We start from the raw sequence: 21,459 nt of genomic DNA on the forward strand, positions 1-21,459 counted from the left end.
TAGTGTGAAGAGCGCTATTGAGAGTGATAATGTAGATAAACTTGCAAAACACAAATACGAAGAGCTATCAAGTGATGCAAGAGATAGGGCCGGACAAACTCCATTGATTTATGCGCTTCACAAAAGACAATTAAAAGCAGCAAAGTATTTAATCTCTAGAAAACTAGGTGTAAACGCGAAGGATTATATCAGTCGTTCTCCTTTAACGATTGCTCTTAGTAAGTTTGATGATGTTGCATTATTTGAACTACTATTAGCAAATGGAGTAGATCTTAAAGTAAAAGATAAGCATCAACGTGATATTTTCTATTACCTTGAAAAGAATAATAGTAAAAAAGTAAAAGATCTCATTAGAGTCGAATACAATAAGCTTAAAACAGTTACGGACAGTCAAGCTAGTGAGTTGAAAGACATTCTTTTAAATGGAGATTCAAAAAAACTAGAACAATACTTGAGTAAGTACCGTACGATTAATATTAAATTAAATAATATATCAGTTTTAGAGTTTTTGATTAAAACGAATGCTCTTAATAAGTGGTCTATATCTTACCTAGCTTCACTTGGTTTAGATGTTTTTGAAAAAGACTTTATCTATAAGCTTATAGCGACTAATAATTTTGAAGCTTACAAAGAGCTTTCTCGTTATCGTACAAATATTTTAAATGGCCCTAAAGGTGAGAGTCTTCTTGAAATTGCACTTAAAAATGATGCTCCAGACGATATTTTATTAAGTATCATTAAGAAACAAGAAGATCTTAAAATTAAAGATAATGAAGGGAATTCTTATCTTCATCTCGCGATAATCAAAAATCGTCCATTAATCGTAGAATCTCTAATAAAAAGGGGACTTAAGCTAAGTCTTCGTAATCGAAATGGTGATACGGCCCTGATGCTAATGATCGATAATTTTGATAATGCTAATCTAGAGACTTATATTAAGGATAATTTTGATTTACTTAATATTCAAAATAACGATGGAACTGATGCTGTTATTAAGCTTGCTAAAAATAAGCCTGAGATCTTAAATTCAATTATCAAAGAATTGAAAGGGAAGTATGACTTTACGCATTCTGATAAGTTTGGAAATCGTGCAGTTGTCGTGGCCAACGTAAATATTCCTCGTGCAAATCCTGATGAGGTTGGAGGTACATTAAATGAAATTCCTAGTGTTGATTCTAAACAATTAAATACGCCAAATCTTAATGCCGATATCAAAACTGTTGATCAAGTTGTTCAGGAGTTAAGTAGTATTGATTCTTACATTGGTGATCGTTTATTTGATAAGTTTGTAAATGATAGCGTTGAGACATATATCTCAAAATCAGTTCTAAACTTTAAATCACATGTTTTAAATTTAATGTCAGAGAAAGATGAAGTATTTTCTACTACATTAAAAGAATTAGAAGATCTTCAATCAAGTTTAAAGAACACACAAAACTCTTTAAATAAGATAAAACACAAGAAAGTTGGGGCCGTAGCGTCTTACCAAAAACTAAAAACTAGTCTCGAAAACTTTGATAGTGAGAGTTTTAATCGAACGATTAATTCTAGTGTGTCTCAGCTTAAAGGTGAACTTAGTAATATTATCAATTTTGTCAATGATGTTAATTTTGAACTGAAAGAGTTTAGCTCTCATCGTAAAGAGCTTGAGGGGATTCTTAAGCAATTTAAAGAAGGCAAAGATGAAATCTCTAATGAAATCAATATGGTTAGAGAAGAGTTTACTCGAACTAAAAAGCAGCTTTTAGCTTCTATTGAAGAAACAAAGTTTTACTATAGAGGAGAGTTGTTGTCTCTTGAGTCTAATGTTTTACATGAAAAAGGCAAACTAGATCATGCCAAATCAAATTTAGATGAAGATGATAAGTCTATTCGACAAGCAAAAGCAAATCTCGCTTCAGCTACTTGGAGTAAGGTGGATTATGCGGCCAGAGAAAATCACCCTGGTCATGATCCTAATACTTGCCAGTGGACGACAAAACGTAAGGCCATGGTAAAACGAATTGCAAAAATTAAAAAGCAAATTGGCCATTTGGAAATTAAACGTAGAAAATCAAGTCAGATTTTTAGTGACATGTTAAAGAATTATAATTTTGTAAAGAATGACTATGCAAAGTATAAAGCTTTCTCGAGTCAAAAAATACAAGAGTTTACTTTTAAAATTAATAACGAAATCAAAACGAAAGAAGATAGTGTTCGAAATGAACTTACTGCTCTTGAGTATGGAAGAGATCTTGAGTTTGATGATGTTAGGATCGAAGTTGAAAGTTTAAAGAGTGAAATAGAAAAACGTTTTGGAGATATCTCAAATGTTGAGAGTACTTGGAATAATCTTTATTCTTCAGTAGAAAAGCTAAACTCTCTTGCATCCCTAAAGGATGCAATGAGATGTGGAATGCTAGGTTGTGCACCAAGTATTCTCCTGCCTGATAATGGTACAAAGCTAGCAAAAGAATTCAATGATAAAGTCATGTCTCTTTCTTTGAAGTATGCAAGTTATACTACGGTTTCTGACTCCCAACATACATATCGATTCCAGGTTAATAACCTTGATAAAATTGCACGAGAAATTGAAAATCTAAAGACACAAGAAGCTTCTCTATTAGCTAGGGCCAGAACTATTAGTAATGATATTGTTTTTAAATCAAAAGAATTAAAAGAAATTCATTCTCCTGATAATCAAATATTAAATGAGCTTGTTTTAATTGAAGAGTTAGTTTTTAAGAATCAGTTCTCAAAAACAGCTGTTGAGATTAATATCAATGAGCGCAATGGCCTAAAAGATCAATTAGGGCTTGATCAAGAAATCACTGTTGAATCGTTGATCGTTAAAGATGAACATGAGTTTACCCCGTTAGTTATCGATACAATCTCTCTGAATTATGAAACGTTAAAAACAATCGAAGTTTATTCAAAAGAAAATGTCCCTTCGCTCCTAGGGCAGTGGTTTGATATCCTTGCTACTAATATGAATGTTTCTCAAGGTCTTTACAATATTGAAGGCCGTGATTTATTTATACGTTCTTTGAAAGAAAACGTGGCCATCGAAAAAGTGTCCGATGGAGAACTATATTCAATTAAGGTTCTTACAAGTTATGGAGACTTCATTGTTGATGAAACTGGAATGCCAATTTCGGTTGATGATGAGGATAAGTCACCACTTGATTTCGAACTTACTTCAACAGGTGTTGTAAGAGAGCGTATTCTAGAAGTTATCTCGAAATATCGTAAAATTTATCCTGATGTAAAAATGGATGACTTGAAGCAAAATCAAAATCTTTCGATTGTTGTTTCTCTATTAAAAATGGCCGATCAAATAAATGATGCAAAAAGAGCTGAAGAAATTCTTGATGTGATATTCGTTATTGCTAATCCTATCCTACATACGACACCACTAGGGGCGCTCGTGAGTAAGAGCTTGGGAATGGCCAAATGTGGGTTTGAATACTTTAATCGTATACGTTTAGGGATGCATACTTCTTCTCTTGAAGATGGAACCCGTATTGCTTCGTGTCTTAGTGAACTTATATTGACGATTCCTTTTAGTAAACAATTTAAGGGACAGCTATCAAGCTTTTTCAATAATGTTATCCCATCTAAGTTATTAGTTAATTTAACAAAAACTATTTTCGGTAGTGGAGCAGAAAAGCTACTATCTGTTAAATCTTTGGAAATGCTTTTTGAAGGTGTATTTGGATTAGCTATTTCAGATTTGAATGAAAAGCTCTTTGTTGAAAATGGAAATGTATTTAATAATATTATCTCTTCTTATCATTTTTACGATAGTGGTTTATCATTTAAAGGTGAAACTGAAATAATGATAAGTGATCTCAAATTTAAAGTCCTTGGGATGGAGTTAAAATCCAATTTTAATGGACCAGTTTATACTTTTAATAATAATTTGAAGATTTTGAATATTTGTAATTATAGTAAATCCCAAATAAGTGAAAAGATTAACCAGGAATTAGGTGTCGGTATCAATACAATCGATTTGAATCCTTCTGTCGATCTGAAAAAAGGTGACCGTACTTATTTATTAAAAGGAAGTTTATGTCTACTGGCAATCGATTAGTTAGAGTTTTTAAAATCCTCTTATATCTGATTGGATTTTATAACTTCTTCTATTTGTCTTTATACGCTGACTTTGTGTGGCCGTATGTTGTTATTTACTTAGGCTTTCATTATGTTTTAGGAAAATACTTACTGCAAAATAGATCTGATTATTTCGATATGATAAAAGTTATAAGTACAAATGTTTTTTATATCTTACCAATCATTATCTATTTCTCAATGGAGAATACTGATAAGACAATCTATGACTTTTTATTCAGTGCGAATTTCTACAAGAATATGTATGTAGTTCTTAAAAGCATGTTTTAATTTTTTTTGTCTATATATTTAATAACAGAAGTGAGCGGTACTGGGAAATAGGCATTTTCATTTCCTTCTTAAAGAAACGTCTAAAACTCATATCGTCAATAAAACCAAGCTTATAAGAGATCTCTTTAATCGGTATATCTTTGAGAAGATATTCTTGCACTTTTTTTAGGCGATAGGCTTTTAGGCTATCGCGAAAAGTGGTATTAAACCTATCTTTTAGATGGCGCTGAAGTCCACGAGGGGACATCCCTAAGTTTTGTGCAATATTTGTTAAGGTTAAATCTTCGTTTTTAAGTTCGTCATAAATTGCAAATAATTGTTTTAATTCTGAATCACTATCTTCTTTATGTCTTGGTATTTGATATTCTCGAATTCCTGGTCCTTGAATGATTTCGTTGTACATTCTGGCAATCTTTGTCCCCAACTCTTTTTTTATTATTAGACAAATAACATCAAGGTAACTAAGAACTCCGCCTGCTGTAATAACTTTTCCTGATTCAACGATTGTTCGATGGGCCTCGATCTTTACCTTTGGATACTCTGCCTTTAATTTTTTTTCAAAGAACCAATGAGTCGTGACCTTTTTATTATTTAGTGCTCCTGTTGAGGCAAGCTTAAATGTTCCTCCACAGCATGCGATAACCTTTGAATCTTTGGAGGCAAGGTGGGCATTGATTATTTTTGTCTCTACTGCAGTTGCCTTTTGTGGGTTATGTGACGGAGGGATGACAAGATAATTCACTGTCTTTCTTGCTGATAACTTCGTTTTGAATTGACTCGTTATTATGAAGTTAACCTTGTTATTTATATATTTTAATATATCGAAATAATCCTTAAAGTTTTGTGTAGTACTCTTTAGTGAGTGATTACATTCAAGGATATGGATCGTTATGTTTGTCGTGTTTTGCATAGAATATGTCATAAGTGACGATACTGTTTAAGTCAAGTCTTGGGTAGAGTTACTTAAGGAGACTGACACTATGAAAACAATCAAACCTCCTCACAAGTGTGGGGTAATAAAGAGCTTAATTAAGTATGACTTAAAAGAAACAATTTATCGAAGTAAGATGGCCTTGAGCAGAAGAAGTGCTAGCTATATCAGCTCAGTTGAATGGAGTGTTCCAAAGAGTGAAAAGGTGGAGAGGATTATTGCACTTGCTGATAAGCTCTATGATGGGCCTCTTTTTAATCATGGAATAAGAAGCTATGCTTTTGGAAAGATCTTAATGAGTTTAAATAATGAAAAGGTTGATAACGAAGTTTTCTTTATTGGCTCGCTTCTTCATGACTTGGGATTAATTAAGGATTGTACTGGCACGACGTTTGAACTTGTTGGTGCAGATGAGGCGTGTGCTCACTGTCATGATATCTTAACTCCTAAGCAGCTTGATATTATTCATGAAATGATCCTTCTTCACGGTGCCATTGGATATGCTGAAAATAAAAGCTTGGAGCTAAAATATCTCCATTATGGTGCAGGTGTGGATGTCGCCGACCTTTGGCGCCATCGTCTAAATGAACAAAACTATTTTGAAGTATATAATAAGTATCCTTCTCAAGGTCATATTCCTTACATGATTGACCTTCTTAAAAAGAGAATGAATGAAAACCCAAATATGTACCTTTCGACTGTTATAAATTTAGGCTTCTTAGGAAAAATGAAGCAACATAAACACTGTGGTCAGGATTAGCTTAATTAAAGCTTATTATATTAGACATGATCAAAGCAAGTGTTGCTATGGCAGTAAAACACCAAAGAAGCACTCCTTGAAGCATTGGTTTAATCCCTGCTTCTTTAATATGTTCTAGAGTAATACTAGAGCCAATATAAAATAGTGTGAGCACCATAAGCTTTTTAGCTCCAGCGTAAACCATCATTCCAGCAGACTTTAACTCAGGAATAAAAGTAACGAGGGCCGCGGCCGTGATGAAGCCTAGGATAAACCAAGGCTTCTTTGTTTTTGTTGTTGTAACAGCGTTTTGTTTCTTAAGTTGCACGGCAGTTGTAAAGCTAAAGATAAGAGCTAGTGGAATAATCCAAAGAGCACGAACTAGCTTAACAATTGTTCCAACCTCAAGCGCTTTTGGGCCGTAACTTAAGGCAGCTCCAACAACGGAACTTGTATCATGAATGGCCAAGGCCGACCAAAGTCCAAATGAAGTTTGGTCGATATTTAATAAGTGGCCAATCCATGGGAAGACGAATAGGGCAATTGCATTTAGTGTAAAAACAACGGCCAAAGATACTGTCACTTCATGATTCTTTGCTTTGATGACTGGAGCAACGGCAGCGATTGCACTTCCACCACAAATGGCAGTTCCAGAACTAATTAAAAGAGTTGTGTTAAGAGGAGTTTTAAAGAGCTTACCTAAGATGCTCCCAACTGCAAAGACCGCTAAGATACTAAGTGCAGTAAAACCAACTGATTGCATCCCAACCTTTGTTACCACATTTAAGTCCATTCCTGCACCTAGGCCAACAACTGCAAGGGCAAGTAACTTCTTTACTGCTTTGGTTGTCCAATCCTGAAATGGATTTCCTATAAATAATGAAAATAAGATGCCTGCAAAAAGAGCAATGGCCGAAGAGGCCCATGGACTTAAGCAAAGGATTGAGAGAATAATGAATAGTAATTTCTTTATACTTTGATTTTTCATAACTTTAGTATCGCACTCTTTTTATGAATATGCTAAGTTGGCCACATGGAAAACAAAATAGAGTTAGTTGAATACAATGATTTTTGGTTAAAAGTTTTTGCAAAGGAGAGTCAGACTCTGGCAAAGCTTTTGAGAAATAATTTAATGGGCTGTGAGCATATTGGCTCGACTGCCATGCCAAAAGTTGTGGCCCGCCCAACCCTCGATATTCTATGTGTTGTCCATACTCTTGATGGCATTGAAATGTTTAGAAATGAATTCAAGGCCCAAGGTTTTTCATTAACTTCAAATGATTCAAAACATTTCTTATTTGAACGCAGGTCTCCTGAAGGGGATCGAGTTCTAACAAGTGTTCGTATCCTTAAGAAAGGTGATATCAAAATTAGTGATATCCTAGACTTCAGAGATTACCTAAACGCTGAACCTATGATTGCGACAGAGTACAAGAATGCCAAATTGAATCTCATACAAAATCACTCAAATGATATTGGTCTTTATGAAGAAATGAAGACCAGATTTATTGAGGCAGTACTTTCTAAGATTAGCTAGATCTTATTTAGAATTCGTTAAGAGTTGGTTAAGAAATTTTGGTATATTCCGATAAGTTTGCTATGCTTATTGGTAAGATGTCGAAATTATTTATTAGCTTAATTCTATTAAGTGGCCTCGCTGGCTGCCAACAAGTTTATGTCTCTCAAAATGTAGAAGCCTCTACACAAATGATTGTCAAAAGTCCCCTTATTCATACAACGATTGTGAAAAAGGGTAAGGTCAAAAGAGGACAAGGTCTGTATCAGGCCCTGCAAAATATTGATATCGATAATAAGCAAGCATTAAATCTAATCAACCAACTTAGAGATGAAGTTGAGTTTTCAAAACTTAAAGTAGGTGATCGATTAGAAGCAACTTTTGATGAGTATAATATGCTTATTAAATTTTCTTTTGCGCAAAATGATTATGAAACTCATGTGGTGTCTTTAAATGAAGATACTGGTAAATGGGATTACTCTTTAAATGAGCTGGATACTTATTGGCAGCCGCGAATGATTGAAGGAAATCTCAACTCGGGATCAACTCTTCAAGATGATCTTTTGGCCATGGGCCTAGAAAGGTCTGTTGTTAATGAAGTTATCAATGTTCTTCTTTGCAAAGTGAATTTTAGAATGAATGCACGTGCGGGAGATCAATATAAGATTCTTCTAAGCGAAAGAAAGCACGCCAAGAAAACTGTTCAGACAAAAGTTCTCTTTACTTCATATAGTGGAGTAAAAGCAGGAAGTCATGAAGCTTACTTCTACGAAGATGCTGAAAAGAGCTCAACTTATACTGCTCACTACACACCAAATGGACAGGCCCTCATTAACTCTGGACTTCGTTATCCACTTCCTAGACTTCACGTGCGTTCAAACTATGGTTGGCGTATGCACCCTGTAACGGGAAGACGTGCTATGCACAGAGGCGTTGATTTAAGGGGAAGAACTGGTGAGCGAGTCCATGCTGTTGCTGCCGGGAAAGTTATCATGTCTACTTATAATAAGTTTGCAGGTAATAAAATTGGTATTAGACACAGAGATGGATCAACTTCGTACTACTATCACTTAAATCGTCGTAGTGTAAAAGTAGGAGCATGGGTTAGATCGCATCAAGTTATTGGAACAGTTGGTGCAACAGGAAGAGTAACTGGCCCACATCTTCACTTTGGTTTTAAAGACTCAAGAGGAAGATGGATGAATCCATTAAATAAGAGAATGATTGCAACTCCTAAACTTACAGGTGAGCGCCTTGCTAATCTTCAAGGACAAGTAAGTAAGATCAAAGGTGTTGTTGCTGACTTACAAATTAGTAAAGAGTCAAAATATCTTGTTGCTAACTTAGATAAGATTAAGCGCTTTCCAAGTGCACTTGATAATTTTAGCTTTTTACCTAAAGAATAAACTCAACTATTACTAAGTATTGTCGATAAACGTTCATATGCGTTTAAAGCTCTTTATACTATCAATTCAATTTATTGCCATCTTTGGCCTTGGTTTCTATTCTTCTAGTACAAAAGAAGGCCAGCGTTCGATAAGTTCATACTCAACTTCAAGATCTGTTTCAGAAATAAGTTGTTCTAGTGCGCTTAGGACTTTTCTTTCTCCATTAAATCTTGAAGAGAATATTATGCTTTGGCATATCTTTAAAGAGCAGGGGGCATCAGTTAATCCTAAGTACCTTTCTCACGAAAATTTTGATTCTCTCGCATCAGATCCAGATCATAACTTTAAACAAACTCAAACAAGCCAGCTTGAGGCCGTAAGTGGACTCTATGCCCAGGAGAGGGGAATCATTGCTGCGGGAATTGAAAGAGGCCCAGAGGGAACAGAGTTTATTGATGGTGATGGGATCTTTTGGGATGTCAAAACTCCAATCTCGCCACTTCTTACTCACTCTTGGCGTTTTAATATTGAGAAGGCCGGAAATAGTATCAAGCATAAGCTTGAGGCCGTCGGTGATATTCATATTCTAGTAGACCTTTCCTATATGAGGCAAAGAAATGTAAGTGACCTAAAGAAATGGATTAAGTCTAATATTTCCAAAGAACTGCAACAAAGAATTCGCTACGTTATCGTACCAGATGCCATTGTCGATTAAAGAAGTTTGTTAATATTTACGATAAGAATACATGAGACTAATAAAAGCATTTCTCATATTTCAAATTACATTCATATGCCTTGCTGATGGGGACGATATGAATACGTTAACAATTCGTACTTCAAGTGAAAAAAGTAAAACCTATAAAATCAAAAAAATAAGTAAGACTAGACTCTCTGCTGACAGTGGACGAGTCATTCTTATTGAAACTTATGGAAAAGAAAAATGTGTTATTCCTATGGATAAGGTTGTGAGTACGCCTCGACCTAATTACCAAGGTTGCACACATTGTTTTACTGATGATGAAGAAGTTGAAAGATACTATTCACAAATGTTTTTAAATCGTAGAAATCCAAAGATTACTTGTGATGTAACAAATGGTGAAACAGTTGGCTTTAACTTTATTGGTGGAACAACGATTAATGGAGAATCGAAGCTTGTTTCAGCAGGCCTAGTTCTTGAGTCTGCCGTTTATTCAGAAGGGCCTTTCCTTCATAAGGAAAAGAAGCCTAATGCTCTTGAAAGACTATTAGACGGAACAGCTGACCTGCTTCTTGACGCCGCATTTTAATTATTTTTTTTATTTTTATGACTTCAAAGTAATCGTATGTATTCATGCATATTCATCAAAGAGTTAAAGAGCTTAGAAAAGAACTACTAATGCAGCCAGTGAAGCTTACATTAGGTCTAGTTCTACTTCCAATTATTGCGACGCTTGGTGGTTTTGCTGATGGTGGCCCAATCAATGAATTTAGAATCAAGCCTATTGAAGCAATTCAAATTGGTACAGGAGCAGGGAAGAAGTCTGATATCTATCGTTACTAAAAAAATACAATTCTATTAGAATACGGAATTAAGAAGTAATTCCGGCGGGCAAGCACTTGGTTTAGCGACGACGGTGCTTGCCTTTCGCATTTTGCTTTCGCTTTTCTTCTCTCTTTGTCGTCTTGCCACTGAAGTTAAATTCCTTATCTAAATCTTTAAAGAGTTTATCGTACTTACTCTTCTTTTTCTTTTGTGGTTGCTGAGGCTTTTTTGCAGGAGCTTTCTTATCTTCAGATGAGGAACCTTCAATTAATTTGTAGAGGGTCGCTATTTCTGTTTCGCTTAGCTCTCGCCAGTCTCCAACACCAAGGCCATTAAGACCTACATTCATGATGCGCACGCGATCAAGCTTTGTGACATTATAGCCAAAGTGCTCACACATACGGCGAATCTGACGGTTAAGGCCTTGAACAAGTGTGATCTTAAAAACCATCATGCTCATTTGTTCAACCTTACACTTCTTAGTCATTGTTCCTAAAATCGGAACACCACTGCTCATACCTTTGATAAAGTTGTCGTTGATTGGTTTATCAACTGTAACGACATATTCTTTTTCGTGATTATTTCCTGCACGTAGGATCTTGTTAACGATATCACCATTATTAGTCAGAAAGATTAGTCCTTGTGAGTCTTTATCAAGACGGCCAATAGGGAAGATTCTTTCCACGTGATTTACGTAGTCGACAATATTATCTTTCTCACTGCTTTCTGTTGTCGAAACAATTCCGCGTGGTTTATTTAGAGCAATAATAATTTCTTTTTCTGCGACTTTTGGTTTTACGACCTGACCGCGAACTTCAACGACATCTCCCTCGTTAACAGTTGCACCAATGCCTGCAAGTACTCCGTTGATCTTTACAACTTGTTGTTCAATTAAATCGTCAACTTCACGACGAGAGCAGATACCACTTTGGCTAATGTATTTATTGATTCTCATTGCAGAATATACCTTATCTAAGTAAATAAAAGTGAGACAATCTAGCATACTTTTATGTCATAAATATAGCATCTTGAAATAATTCTCTCTTTTCGGGCGCAATATGCTATCAAGGCTTTATGAGTAAAAAGAAGAAATCAACGATGGCATTACAGGGTGTAGGCATTGCACCGAATATTCTCCTTCAACATGTTGAAAATACAGCACCTTTTCTCTTTCAAGGGGAGCTGGATACGACAGGTGAAAAGCGAGCTTTCCTTGAGAAGCTAAGGTTTTACAAGAAGAATTTAAAGCAACTAAATAATATCAATCTAGCTGAGTACTTTCATATTTGTATCAGTGCTCACTGGGCAACAGCGGGAACTTTTGTTCCAACAGATGTCGACAATCAGATCAGAGAGTCTTTATGGAAGCATGGCCATATCTCAAAGCATATCGAGAAGATGGCCCGCCTGACAATTGAGTCTTGGTCTTGGGATTACTCTCAGGTCACGAGTCGTAAGGCCTATAATAACGACAATAATACGGTCATGAGTACGCATGAAGGAACATGGTTAAGTGTTGCCATTGGTGCTTACTGCGCTCTTGTTAAGAATCGTAAAACTGAACTTGCCCAAGAAATGGCAGATGTCATTTTAGAAGAGATCAAGAAAGAAGAGCTTATTATGCAAAAGCTTCGCGAGGAAAGGGATCATATCAATTTTCTAAGAGCGGCTCCTCTTATGGCCCATAATTTTGGGGATCTTGATCGCGTGATGGTTCAGTGGAATATGGACCCTGAAGATGCTTTCTACAAGCGTATCTTCAAACTAGGTCATCAATTAAATGAAAACTACGACCCGATTCTTGTGTATACAGGGAAGGTGAATAAGGAATTCTCTTCAAAAGAGAATCACCGTCATATGTCCATGAGACAACCGAAGTGTCTAAGGAAGTCTTCGAAGTTCTTAATTCCTGTAGGTCCTTTTATGGACGATTGGGGGAAAGTTCTAGGAGAGAGTGATCTTCTTTCAATGGAAGAGAAGGCAGAGATCGTAACTGCATTCTACGACGGATATAAGAGACAAGATGAGGCCTTTGGCTATATTCGTGGATACAAGAATCTTGTGGGTTCAATTGATGGGGGCCTCGCTGCTCTTGAGATGTATCTACCATTTGACCTTGTCGCTGAAATGAAGAAGTCTGAATTTAGTGAGCTTGCAAAAGTTTCTCGCGAAGACTTTGAGGCAGACTACAAGAAACGTCTTGAGGAATTTGTCTGCCCAGTCACAAATATGAAATTTTAAGCTTCTCGACTTTTTAAGAGAAAGCGTTGAACCTTCCCACTTGGAGTTTTTGGTAGTTCGTCAATGAACTCAATTTCACGTGGGTAGGCGTGTGCCGCTAGTCCTTTCTTCACAAATAAGCTAAGTTCTTCTTTTAATTCTTTCGTGGCCTCAAAGCCTTTATTTAAAACCACAAATGCTTTTACGATTTCAGTTCTTTCTGGGTCAGGCTTTCCAATAACTGCCGTTTCTAGCACACAAGGGTGTTCTAGAAGGACACTCTCAACATCAAATGGGCCAATTCTATACCCTGAAGAAGTAATGACATCATCATTACGTCCTACATAAGTAATGCGTCCATCTTCAGTTTGTTCGGCCGTATCACCAGTCGTATAGAAACCATTGGCGATGGCCGGGGTTTCGGCCTTTAGGTAGCCCTTAAACCACATGATAGGAGAGTTTGCGATATCAACAGCAATAACTCCTGGCGTATTAGGAGGAGCGATTTTTCCATTTTCATCAAGGATGACTACTTTATAACCAGGCATGGCATAACCCATACTTCCCGGTTTTATTTCATGTTCTAATTCATGGTGGTTATTAACGGTCATCCCTGTTTCGGTTTGTCCGTAGTGATCGTTGATCACAACATCGAGTTTATTCTTAAACCAATTAATAACCTCTGGGTTTAGTGGTTCTCCTGCACTGCTGACAACTCTAAGCTGTCCTTTAATGGCCTTAGAGACTTCTTCACCATTTCCTATTAAGAGTCTAAAGGCCGTAGGTGAGCCTGCTAAATTAGTTATTTTATACTTTTGAATCACACGCACTGTACTTTCTGCACTAAATCCTCCTTCATAGAAGAGAAGAGCATTTCCGTTTACAAGCGGGCCAATGACGGAATAATAAAGTCCATAGGCCCAACCTGGATCGGCGAGGTTCCAGAAGCGATCTGTTGGTTTTAAATCAACTGCGAGATCCATATATTGCTTAAATGAAGATAGGGCAAAGAGTGGAACCGGTACGGCCTTAGGAAGTCCTGTTGTTCCAGAAGTTGAAAGAAGACAAAATATTTCTTCACCTTTTCTCATGACTGGGGCGAAGTCCACACTTTGCTCTGCCATGGCCTTACGAAAGTCAAAATCATCTTGTGCTAATTGGTAATCAGCAGAACGAACCAAAACACATTTCTTAGGCTTCATTGGAAGCTCATCTAGTTTTGAACGGTTCGTATCATCAGTAAAAACAATCTTAGCCTGACTTGAGTTTAGTCTTTGTTCAATTGCTTTCGGTCCAAAGGCGGTAAAGAGAGGTTGATAGACAACGCCTGCTTTCCAAGCGCCTAGGATAGTATAAAGTAGCTCCGGTGTTCGAGGGAGAAGTCCTGAAATGACTTCTCCTGGTTTAATTCCTTGTGCGACAAGAAAGTTTGCAAGTTTTGAGGTTTCATCTTTTAACTTTTTAAAAGTGATGACTTCCTCTTCACCATTTGCACCCTCCCAATAAAGGGCGACCTTATCAGTATCCGCATAGCGGTCACAACACTCGACTGCTGCATTGATTGAGTTGTTGATATCTCCGTCAAAGAATTTATTGAACTCTTTAATGTCGAAATTACTATAGTGGTCTACGTACTTTCTTTTCATAACTTCTCCTTAAGGTATTGGTTTAATTATAAGGGGTATTTGATCTGTGTAAAACTTAATATGGTTAAGATGGTTAACTTTAACTTGGATTATCAGTTACTTAACTAAGATATCTCTAGGTCATAAAATTATCTTATTAATTATCACTCATAAAATTATTGTATTTATTGAATATGATTTTCTATTAATCGCACTTACTATTTTTACGTCTGCAAGTTTGCTAGCAAGTGATGGAAGTATCGCTCGTAAAGACTTTGAGGTTGTTGTTCACAGTGAAATCGACATTTTCTTGCTTTGTTAATGGGAAAATTACTATAATCGAATAGAAGACTTGATGAAAAGGCCTATATGAAATCGATTAATGTTGAAAAGATTAACTCTGAAGTAAGTAAATTTATTAGTGAGAGAGACTGGGATCAGTTTCACTCGATTAAGAACTTGGCCATGGCACTTAGTGTGGAAACTTCAGAGCTTGTTGAAATCTTTCAATGGCTAAAAGAAAGTGAGTCAAATGATATTGCTTCTAACACAAGCCTTAAAGAGAAGCTTGAAGATGAAGTTGCTGATATCTTTGTTTATCTTATGAGAATTGCCATTAAGGCCGATATTAATATTGAAGAAGTTACTCTTAGAAAGATGCAAAAGAATGCGAAGAAATATCCAATTGAAAAAGCGAAGGGCTCAGCAAAGAAATATACTGAGCTCTAAGCTTTCTTTATTATTTTATGTTTACTTCAAAATATCTTTTATCTGAATCAATATTAATTTGATCAGTTACTTCATCAATCGTGAAGTATTCATTAACTAGCTTTCTGTACTTTGATCTAAAGATCGTTATTGGTCCACGGCCACTTAATTCATCAATTAAGTCTTGGTTAAATAGTTCTTTATCGTATTTGACTCTTGCCTCAGCATACTTACCGTACTTAAGCTTATGTGCGTCTCTTTCTCCTAGGAAAGGGTCAAATTTCATAACTCGTTTCTGATAAATAACTGTAAGTTCGACTTTTTCATTATCTTTTGTCAGCTTAATATCACCAAGATGGACAGAGTGGTCGAGTTTATTTAATGCCACAACCTTTGGACCGCCGCCATAGTCTCCTCCAGCGAGAATACTAGCTGCTAAAGATGATAATATGATCCACTTTAAAAATTTCATAATTCACTCTTTGTAAATGTATCAGTTGTCATATAGGTAAAGACTCTCTTTCCTTTAACATTAGTTCGATACTGTTTAGCTATTTCAGCTTTCTTAATAAATGCTTCTTTATCAATCTCTAGCCACATCTGGTAGGCTTCCTCTGGAAGAGACTCAACATAAAGTCCGATGAAATTATCACCAGTGACTTCACAATTTTGATACTTAGAGTACTTCTCTGATAAAGTCAGCCCTGCCTTCTTAATGATTTCAGCATCGAGCTGAACTCTGGAAGTCCCAAGAGTGATGGCACCATCATCTAGGTATTTAATTGCGTTAAGAGAGAACATATTGTCGAGAATATGAAGTCCATGCTCTCCATATTTGAACATAATTAGATCACGTGTAACAGGTGCTGTATCAATTAAAAAATAGATCTCGCAAAAGACTGCATTCTTTAAAATTTCACTTTTGATAACTGCTGAGTAATCAATGTCAGTCTCAGGTAAATCAATTCCATCTTTTAATACAACTTCTTTAATTGCATTCGGGAGTAGGGGAAGTAGCTTAGATGTATTATTCTCTCCAAGAAGGACACGGTAAATTTTAAGAATTGTAATATGCCCAGGCGTATTTTCCTGGCGACAAATTCTTTGGATTGTCTTTGGATGAATATCTGCACTTTCGGCCAGCTTCCTTTGACCAATCTTTGGATCCTTGAAGTTTACAAGGTAGCGATTGATATCGGCCTGTACTTGTGCCCTAAGACCAAGCTTTGAATGGGAAGCGGAAATGCTATTTTGCATGGATATATAACTATCGTTCACTATTCATTTAATCAATAATTGTTGTAAAACTATGAAAAATTTGGACAAAATTCTGAGATTTGTCCGCTCTAGGGCCCTGAAATTAGGTTGTTGGACAAATGTCTTTGAAAATTTGGACAAAATTTGAAGAATATATATTTTTTATCGTGCTTAGTTCAAATTACCTCCATAGAAAACATTGCTAACCAATTCTTGGAGGATTTATGAAAAACTTATTAATCGCACTTACACTAATCGCAGGACTTTCAACTCAAGCAAAAACTATCTCATACGATGTATTCGCAACTGAGAAAAATGTTGAGTCATCTAGAACTGTAAACGTAAACGTATTTGATTTCAAAATTACTGAAGTTGTAAAGTCTAAAAATGTTGTTGTTACTAACTGTAACTCAAATGGTCCAGTTAGAGATAGAGCTCAAACAGGTCTTTGTAAAGAAGTAACACTTTCAAAAGTTGAAGTTGCTCAAGTTGTTCTAAGCTTCAAGCCATTTGGTACAGCTGATCGTCACGGTGAAGTAAATAATGGAAAAAGAAATGAGTTCGTAGCTTTCAATATCTCTCTAGACGAATTATCAAGCTCTGATGTAGAACTTCTTAAGAACGCTAAGAGATCTGATCGTAAAGCTCTAGCTCTAGAAATGTTTGAATTTGAAGTTGTTAGAGAAGGTGCTGTTCATACAATCATTCTTCTTTAATTTCATATGTCCATACCTTGATTTCTCTAAGGTCGAGGTATGGACTTTCAATTAAAAGCGCCAAGCAAGTATATGCGCTATCTTATTTCCATGATTCATCTCAATTAATCGACTATCGCTTACTCTTTGTTTCTTAAGCTCTTTCTCTAGTTCAAGAAGATTTTCTTTTTGAGAAATAAGGGTAGTAAACCAACGACACTGATCCTTAAACTCAACACTCTCTTGAATCATATTTGTCACAAAGGCCCTTTCACCACCTTCACACCAAAGTTCATTCTTAACGCCACCAAAATTCGATTTAGCTGAAGGTTTATGTCCTTTCTTTACTTTATTCGCATTTAAGTTCTTAAGCTTTGTTGCTCTTTCTTTATCGGCTTCTTCTTGTGATGAGTAGAAAGGTGGATTACACATTGTAAAATCGAATTTTTCATCATTCTTAATTAGATCAATAAAGATATGATTTGGAGATTTTTGAAAGCGTGCCTTAATATTCTTCTTTAAGCTTGCGTTAGACTTAAGCATTGAGTTTGCATGATTGATGGCCTGGGAGCTGCTGTCACTACCAACAAACTTCCAACCATAGATACTATTGCCAAGAATAGGATAGATACAACTTGTCCCTGTGCCAATATCAAGCCCCTTTATCTTTGGACCTACAGGAATTTTTCCTTTATTTTCTTGGGCAAGTAGATCTGCTATATAGTGAATATAGTCTACACGTCCAGGTATTGGTGGTACGAGGTTTCCTTGGGGGACACTCCAATGTTCTACTTTGTAGTAATGTGCTAAGAGTGCCTGGTTCAAACACAGAACAGCTCCTGCATCAGAGAAGTTAACGCTCTGATTACCATACTGGTTCTCTTTTACAAAATTTGCCAGGGAAGGGAATGATTCTATTAAGGCCTTAAAGTCATAGCCCTTATTGTGAAGATTTCTTTGATGTAGTTCTTTGGTTTCATTTTTCATTCTTTATTTTTAACATATTTTTAGTTCTTTATAAGAAAAAAGGAATTAGAGAAGAAAATACACAGTGTTCATCTGGTTGCTGATAAGAAATTTTTACTATTTATTTGTTGGAGTTTTTTTTGAAATAGAGTGATGATAAAAAAAATATCTCTTGAAAATATCTCTTGGAGGTAGATATGCATCGATCATGGGTTGTTGTCGCAAGTAAGTCTAATGCTCGTATTTATGAGCGTAAAAAAAGAAATACATTAAAATTAATCAAGTCTCTTGAGAACCCAAAAGTCAAGCTTAAAGAAGGGGAGGTCGACTCTGACCGACATGGATCAATGGCAAATAGTAATGGCCATGGGTATCAATCATTTACTCCGAAAAAAACGAATAAGAAGCATCGTGAAGAATTATTTGCAAAAGAAATAAATCAATTCCTCAATCATAATCATAATAAGAACAACTTTGATGATTTAGTTATTGTTGCTGAAAATTCATTCTTAGGAGTTATTCGAAATAACCTGAATAGCAATTTAAATAAGCATGTGAGTAACTATTTAAATAAAGACCTAGGAAACTTACCTGATAGTGAGATTGAAAAAATTATGGCCGCGTAGAGGTTTATAATAGTCTTAAATTGTAAAACATAAGGGCCTTTTATGGCCCTTTTTATTTCTAAGTTTTTCTTACCGATAATAGATTTATTGACTTTAGACACTATTGTTAAAACTATTAACATAAGTGTGAATTCTTTGTTTGGTGCCTATATTTCAACAATCCCTAGTGTTAAATTTGAAAAAAACTAAACAAGGGATTAATTATGAGAAAACTTATCTTAGGTATTTGTGTTCTTTTATCAATGACAGCTGTTGCATCTGAAGCAAAGATTCAAGAAGTAAAAAAAGAAAAGGTTAGTAAACAAGCGTCGTCTAAAGATTGTCATAAAAAGGATGAAGCCGGAATCAAAGAATACCGTAGTGAATTCTTCGGAAAATAAGAAAGAGTTAAATACTTTTCGATTCAAATTTATGCTTAAATGAAAATACTCTGAGAGGTGCTGACTTAAGGAGATCGATGTGAAAAAGATTGCAATCGTTCAGCTTCCACCGGTATTTTTAAACTTATCTAAAACAATAGAACGGGCCTGTGACTCAATTTCTGAAGCCGCAGGAAATGGTGCTGACTTAGTAATGTTTCCTGAAGCCTACTTACCTGGTTATCCTTCATGGGTTTGGAGGTTAAGACCAGGTGGTGATATTGGAATGTCTAAAGAATTACACCACCTTCTTTTTAAGAACTCTGTTGACCTTTCCAAGGGACAACTTTCTGAAATTCAAGAGATAGCTAAGAAAGAAAATGTGACAGTCGCAATTGGCTTCAACGAGATTAATGCAGAAGCTAGCGGCTCAACTCTTTTAAATTCTTATGCCATTATTGGGCCAGATGGAAAAATTCTTAATAACCATCGTAAGCTTATCCCAACAAATCCTGAACGCATGGTCTGGGGGTGGGGAGATGCTCGTGGGTTAAATGTTGTTGATACACCCGCTGGAAAAATTGGAACGCTAATTTGCTGGGAAAATTATATGCCACTTTCACGCTTCAGTTTATATGCACAAGGAGTAGAAGTTTACTTGGCACCAACCTGGGACTGTGGAGAGTCTTGGATCGGAACCTTAAGGCATATTGCTCGAGAAGGTGGTTGTTGGGTCGCTGGATGCTCTACTGCAATTCAGTGCCTTGATATTCCAGATGATATACCATTTAAAGACGATATTTTTCCGGAGCCAGATGACTGGTTATCAGATGGAGATGCGGTTTTATTTAGACCTTTTGGCAGTGCTGTTGCAGGGCCATTATCACGTGAAAAAGCAATTCTCTATGCTGAGTACGATCTCGAAGAAGTTATCGATGCAAGACGCTCTTTAGATATCGGTGGGCATTACTCTCGTCCAGATATCTTTGAGCTAACTGTCGATAAAAGAAAAATGAATTCTCTTCACTTGAGAAAAGCTAGTTAAACGCGTATCGCTTGCGATGAAAAACTACGAGTAAAATTAAACATAGTAATCCCACTAATGCACCGATCGGTTGCGCTTGTTCTTTTGAAAGATTCACACCGATAGGAGCAGTTAGGATATATGATATTGTCACTGCTGTCCCGACAATAGCTGGTAGGCTTACAACCCAATGGATCGCCTTGCGATCAAAAAGATACTTTGTTGCTAGCCAGAGCACACTCGTTGATAAGAGCATATTTGAAAATGCAAAGTATCGCCAAATTAGAGAGAAATCGATCTTTGTCATAAAGTAGGCGATGGTTAGAATCGGGATCGAGACAAAGAGTCGATTTTTTATACTTTGGTGGATATTAAATGCATCAATGATCGTAAGCCTTAGTGATCGAAAGGCCGTATCTCCAGAAGTTATTGGAAAGATCGCTACTGCAAGAACCGCCATAACTCCACCAAGTGCACCTAGATAAGTTGAAGAGATTTGTTTTACCACTAGGCCTGGCCCTCCTTGGGCGATGACTGCCTTTAATTGAACATAGCCTTCTGGGAATGCCGAGATCCCTGCTAGGGCCCAAACACATGCAACAACACCTTCTGCTAACATAGCACCATAGTAAACGGGCCTGACATACTTTTCATTTTTAAGACATCTCGCAATGATTGGAGCTTGCGTTGAATGAAAACCACTAATGGCACCACAAGTGATCGTAACAAATAGTAGTGGCCACACGGGAGGCCCATTAGGGTCGCGATTTAATAATTCATAGTTCATATGAGAATGTGAAAAGTAGGCAAAGACATTTTCTATCTTAGGTAGCATTGGTGCATGAAGTATTAAAGAAATGGCCACTAAGACAGTCATGACAACCATTAAGAGACCAAAGAGTGGGTAGAATTTTGTAATGATTTTATCGATTGGAAGAAGAGTTGCAAGAAGGTAATAGGCAAGAATAACTAGAACCCAAAAATTATTACTTGCAAACATTGTATCTTTAAAGGCATCAAGGTTACTAATTAAACCGGCCGGACTCATAATAAAGACTACACCAACAAAGAAGAGGAGCATTGCTGTAAAGAGTAACATGATTGCCTTGAAGTATTGATTTAGGTAGTGACCAGCAATTTCAGGTAAGCTCTTACCATCTTCCTTGATGCTTAGAACTCCCGAGTAGAAATCATGAACAGAGCCTCCTATAATATTTCCAAGCACGATCCACACGAGTGCAATTGGGCCGTAGATTGCTCCAAGGATTGGTCCAAAAATTGGCCCCACTCCAGCAATATTTAAGAATTGAATAAGAAAGGCCTTGGTTGGTGAGACCTCAACGTAGTCAACTCCATCTTCGAATTTTGTCACGGGGGTATCCTTGCTTGGATCAATTCCTGCTTGTTTCTCGACAAAGGGACTATAAAAGATATAAGCGAGGGCCAGCATCGCAAGGCAGATGAAAAAAATAATCATTTAACACTTCCATGGTTAAAAGTTTT

Annotated in this window: 22 protein-coding genes; 14 read left to right on the forward strand and 8 right to left on the reverse strand. The window is 36.4% G+C overall.

The genetic code is table 11. From position 1 onward, the window contains the following. Window positions 1-4 precede the first annotated feature (4 nt). Both ABMA76_RS02800 and ABMA76_RS02805 read left to right on the forward strand, forming a co-directional pair. A complete protein-coding gene (locus tag ABMA76_RS02800) occupies window positions 5-4,072 on the forward strand; it encodes an ankyrin repeat domain-containing protein (protein WP_393060883.1) in 4,068 nt (1,355 codons plus the stop codon). A 158-nt stretch (window positions 4,073-4,230) separates the two neighbouring features. Further along, a complete protein-coding gene (locus tag ABMA76_RS02805) occupies window positions 4,231-4,380 on the forward strand; it encodes a hypothetical protein (RefSeq protein WP_393060885.1) in 150 nt (49 codons plus the stop codon). Between the two features lie 10 nt (window positions 4,381-4,390). Here the strand turns inward: ABMA76_RS02805 and ABMA76_RS02810 are convergent, their stop codons facing one another. Continuing rightward, window positions 4,391-5,290 carry a helix-turn-helix domain-containing protein gene (locus ABMA76_RS02810; protein WP_393060887.1) on the reverse strand — a complete coding sequence of 300 codons (900 nt, stop codon included), beginning with the start codon at window positions 5,288-5,290 and terminating at the stop codon, window positions 4,391-4,393. A gap of 70 nt (window positions 5,291-5,360) precedes the next feature. On the opposite strand from ABMA76_RS02810, the gene ABMA76_RS02815 reads away from it, so the two are divergent. Continuing rightward, window positions 5,361-6,071, forward strand: a complete 711-nt coding sequence (locus ABMA76_RS02815; RefSeq protein WP_393060889.1) for a hypothetical protein — start codon at window positions 5,361-5,363, stop codon at window positions 6,069-6,071. Between the two features lies 1 nt (window position 6,072). Here the strand turns inward: ABMA76_RS02815 and ABMA76_RS02820 are convergent, their stop codons facing one another. After that, entirely contained in the window at window positions 6,073-7,038 is a 966-nt protein-coding gene (locus ABMA76_RS02820; protein WP_392908815.1) for a YeiH family protein, read from the reverse strand. A 45-nt stretch (window positions 7,039-7,083) separates the two neighbouring features. Here ABMA76_RS02820 and ABMA76_RS02825 point away from each other — a divergent pair, with 45 nt between their 5' ends. The 5 genes from ABMA76_RS02825 to ABMA76_RS02845 all read left to right on the forward strand — a co-directional run bounded on the left by ABMA76_RS02825 (window position 7,084) and on the right by ABMA76_RS02845 (window position 10,494). After that, on the forward strand, window positions 7,084-7,587 hold the full coding sequence (locus tag ABMA76_RS02825; protein ID WP_392908817.1) for a GrpB family protein: 504 nt from the start codon (window positions 7,084-7,086) through the stop codon (window positions 7,585-7,587). A 62-nt stretch (window positions 7,588-7,649) separates the two neighbouring features. Further along, entirely contained in the window at window positions 7,650-8,972 is a 1,323-nt protein-coding gene (locus tag ABMA76_RS02830; RefSeq protein ID WP_392908819.1) for a peptidoglycan DD-metalloendopeptidase family protein, read from the forward strand. Between the two features lie 37 nt (window positions 8,973-9,009). After that, the gene (locus ABMA76_RS02835) at window positions 9,010-9,669 is read left to right on the forward strand and encodes a hypothetical protein (RefSeq protein ID WP_392908821.1); all 660 of its coding nucleotides are present in this window, start codon (window positions 9,010-9,012) and stop codon (window positions 9,667-9,669) included. Window positions 9,670-9,766: 97 nt separating this feature from the next. Further along, a complete protein-coding gene (locus tag ABMA76_RS02840; RefSeq protein WP_392908822.1) occupies window positions 9,767-10,240 on the forward strand; it encodes a hypothetical protein in 474 nt (157 codons plus the stop codon). Between the two features lie 44 nt (window positions 10,241-10,284). Continuing rightward, the gene (locus ABMA76_RS02845; RefSeq protein ID WP_392908824.1) at window positions 10,285-10,494 is read left to right on the forward strand and encodes a hypothetical protein; all 210 of its coding nucleotides are present in this window, start codon (window positions 10,285-10,287) and stop codon (window positions 10,492-10,494) included. Between the two features lie 61 nt (window positions 10,495-10,555). Here the strand turns inward: ABMA76_RS02845 and rluF are convergent, their stop codons facing one another. Further along, the gene (rluF, locus tag ABMA76_RS02850) at window positions 10,556-11,431 is read right to left on the reverse strand and encodes a 23S rRNA pseudouridine(2604) synthase RluF (protein ID WP_392908826.1); all 876 of its coding nucleotides are present in this window, start codon (window positions 11,429-11,431) and stop codon (window positions 10,556-10,558) included. A gap of 119 nt (window positions 11,432-11,550) precedes the next feature. Here rluF and ABMA76_RS02855 point away from each other — a divergent pair, with 119 nt between their 5' ends. Next, the gene (locus ABMA76_RS02855; protein ID WP_393060891.1) at window positions 11,551-12,717 is read left to right on the forward strand and encodes a hypothetical protein; all 1,167 of its coding nucleotides are present in this window, start codon (window positions 11,551-11,553) and stop codon (window positions 12,715-12,717) included. Here the strand turns inward: ABMA76_RS02855 and ABMA76_RS02860 are convergent. After that, window positions 12,714-14,342, reverse strand: a complete 1,629-nt coding sequence (locus tag ABMA76_RS02860; RefSeq protein ID WP_393060893.1) for an AMP-binding protein — start codon at window positions 14,340-14,342, stop codon at window positions 12,714-12,716. The genes ABMA76_RS02855 and ABMA76_RS02860 overlap by 4 nt on opposite strands. A 348-nt stretch (window positions 14,343-14,690) precedes the next feature. Here ABMA76_RS02860 and ABMA76_RS02865 point away from each other — a divergent pair, with 348 nt between their 5' ends. After that, on the forward strand, window positions 14,691-15,050 hold the full coding sequence (locus ABMA76_RS02865; RefSeq protein ID WP_392908832.1) for a nucleotide pyrophosphohydrolase: 360 nt from the start codon (window positions 14,691-14,693) through the stop codon (window positions 15,048-15,050). 10 nt (window positions 15,051-15,060) lie between these two features. On the opposite strand, the gene ABMA76_RS02870 is transcribed toward ABMA76_RS02865, so the two are convergent. Together ABMA76_RS02870 and ABMA76_RS02875 are read right to left on the reverse strand one after the other, a co-directional pair. Next, window positions 15,061-15,501 (reverse strand): hypothetical protein, encoded by a 441-nt coding sequence (locus tag ABMA76_RS02870; protein ID WP_392908834.1) that lies wholly within the window; start codon window positions 15,499-15,501, stop codon window positions 15,061-15,063. Next, the gene (locus ABMA76_RS02875; protein WP_393060895.1) at window positions 15,498-16,286 is read right to left on the reverse strand and encodes a hypothetical protein; all 789 of its coding nucleotides are present in this window, start codon (window positions 16,284-16,286) and stop codon (window positions 15,498-15,500) included. Before ABMA76_RS02875 ends, ABMA76_RS02870 begins: the two co-directional genes overlap by 4 nt. Before the next feature lie 224 nt (window positions 16,287-16,510). Between ABMA76_RS02875 and ABMA76_RS02880 the strand changes: the two genes are divergently transcribed. Next, window positions 16,511-17,002 (forward strand): hypothetical protein, encoded by a 492-nt coding sequence (locus tag ABMA76_RS02880; RefSeq protein ID WP_393060897.1) that lies wholly within the window; start codon window positions 16,511-16,513, stop codon window positions 17,000-17,002. 51 nt (window positions 17,003-17,053) lie between these two features. On the opposite strand, the gene rlmF is transcribed toward ABMA76_RS02880, so the two are convergent. Continuing rightward, the gene (gene rlmF / locus ABMA76_RS02885; protein WP_393060899.1) at window positions 17,054-17,968 is read right to left on the reverse strand and encodes a 23S rRNA (adenine(1618)-N(6))-methyltransferase RlmF; all 915 of its coding nucleotides are present in this window, start codon (window positions 17,966-17,968) and stop codon (window positions 17,054-17,056) included. A 176-nt stretch (window positions 17,969-18,144) separates the two neighbouring features. On the opposite strand from rlmF, the gene ABMA76_RS02890 reads away from it, so the two are divergent. The 3 genes from ABMA76_RS02890 (at window position 18,145) to ABMA76_RS02900 (ending at window position 19,977) form a co-directional block, all read left to right on the forward strand. Beyond that, complete coding sequence (locus ABMA76_RS02890; protein ID WP_392908841.1) at window positions 18,145-18,573, forward strand: host attachment protein; 429 nt, start codon at window positions 18,145-18,147, stop codon at window positions 18,571-18,573. 203 nt (window positions 18,574-18,776) lie between these two features. Further along, complete coding sequence (locus tag ABMA76_RS02895) at window positions 18,777-18,953, forward strand: hypothetical protein (protein WP_392908842.1); 177 nt, start codon at window positions 18,777-18,779, stop codon at window positions 18,951-18,953. A gap of 79 nt (window positions 18,954-19,032) precedes the next feature. After that, complete coding sequence (locus ABMA76_RS02900; protein WP_393060901.1) at window positions 19,033-19,977, forward strand: carbon-nitrogen hydrolase family protein; 945 nt, start codon at window positions 19,033-19,035, stop codon at window positions 19,975-19,977. Here the strand turns inward: ABMA76_RS02900 and ABMA76_RS02905 are convergent. Beyond that, window positions 19,970-21,433, reverse strand: coding sequence for a carbon starvation protein A (locus ABMA76_RS02905; RefSeq protein ID WP_392908844.1), 1,464 nt, complete (start codon window positions 21,431-21,433; stop codon window positions 19,970-19,972). The two genes, ABMA76_RS02900 and ABMA76_RS02905, sit on opposite strands and share 8 nt — an antisense overlap. Window positions 21,434-21,459: the final 26 nt, after the last annotated feature.

It is taken from the genome of Halobacteriovorax sp. ZH5_bin.2 (assembly GCF_043196375.1).
In the GTDB taxonomy this organism is placed as follows: Bacteria; Bdellovibrionota; Bacteriovoracia; order Bacteriovoracales; family Bacteriovoracaceae; genus Halobacteriovorax_A.

Bases quoted from the DNA above. Each gene is read 5' to 3' on its own strand.
- ABMA76_RS02820 (WP_392908815.1), bottom strand. From the start codon at position 7,038: ATGAAAAATCAAAGTATAAAGAAATTACTATTCATTATTCTCTCAATC.
- ABMA76_RS02905 (WP_392908844.1), bottom strand. From the start codon at position 21,433: ATGATTATTTTTTTCATCTGCCTTGCGATGCTGGCCCTCGCTTATATC.
- ABMA76_RS02845 (WP_392908824.1), top strand. From the start codon at position 10,285: ATGCATATTCATCAAAGAGTTAAAGAGCTTAGAAAAGAACTACTAATG.
- ABMA76_RS02835 (WP_392908821.1), top strand. From the start codon at position 9,010: ATGCGTTTAAAGCTCTTTATACTATCAATTCAATTTATTGCCATCTTT.
- ABMA76_RS02830 (WP_392908819.1), top strand. From the start codon at position 7,650: ATGCTTATTGGTAAGATGTCGAAATTATTTATTAGCTTAATTCTATTA.
- ABMA76_RS02895 (WP_392908842.1), top strand. From the start codon at position 18,777: ATGAGAAAACTTATCTTAGGTATTTGTGTTCTTTTATCAATGACAGCT.
- ABMA76_RS02890 (WP_392908841.1), top strand. From the start codon at position 18,145: ATGCATCGATCATGGGTTGTTGTCGCAAGTAAGTCTAATGCTCGTATT.
- rlmF (WP_393060899.1), bottom strand. From the start codon at position 17,968: ATGAAAAATGAAACCAAAGAACTACATCAAAGAAATCTTCACAATAAG.
- ABMA76_RS02870 (WP_392908834.1), bottom strand. From the start codon at position 15,501: ATGAAATTTTTAAAGTGGATCATATTATCATCTTTAGCAGCTAGTATT.
- ABMA76_RS02810 (WP_393060887.1), bottom strand. From the start codon at position 5,290: ATGCAAAACACGACAAACATAACGATCCATATCCTTGAATGTAATCAC.
- ABMA76_RS02855 (WP_393060891.1), top strand. From the start codon at position 11,551: ATGAGTAAAAAGAAGAAATCAACGATGGCATTACAGGGTGTAGGCATT.
- ABMA76_RS02815 (WP_393060889.1), top strand. From the start codon at position 5,361: ATGAAAACAATCAAACCTCCTCACAAGTGTGGGGTAATAAAGAGCTTA.
- ABMA76_RS02805 (WP_393060885.1), top strand. From the start codon at position 4,231: ATGATAAAAGTTATAAGTACAAATGTTTTTTATATCTTACCAATCATT.
- ABMA76_RS02840 (WP_392908822.1), top strand. From the start codon at position 9,767: ATGAATACGTTAACAATTCGTACTTCAAGTGAAAAAAGTAAAACCTAT.
- ABMA76_RS02865 (WP_392908832.1), top strand. From the start codon at position 14,691: ATGAAATCGATTAATGTTGAAAAGATTAACTCTGAAGTAAGTAAATTT.
- rluF (WP_392908826.1), bottom strand. From the start codon at position 11,431: ATGAGAATCAATAAATACATTAGCCAAAGTGGTATCTGCTCTCGTCGT.
- ABMA76_RS02860 (WP_393060893.1), bottom strand. From the start codon at position 14,342: ATGAAAAGAAAGTACGTAGACCACTATAGTAATTTCGACATTAAAGAG.
- ABMA76_RS02875 (WP_393060895.1), bottom strand. From the start codon at position 16,286: ATGCAAAATAGCATTTCCGCTTCCCATTCAAAGCTTGGTCTTAGGGCA.
- ABMA76_RS02880 (WP_393060897.1), top strand. From the start codon at position 16,511: ATGAAAAACTTATTAATCGCACTTACACTAATCGCAGGACTTTCAACT.
- ABMA76_RS02825 (WP_392908817.1), top strand. From the start codon at position 7,084: ATGGAAAACAAAATAGAGTTAGTTGAATACAATGATTTTTGGTTAAAA.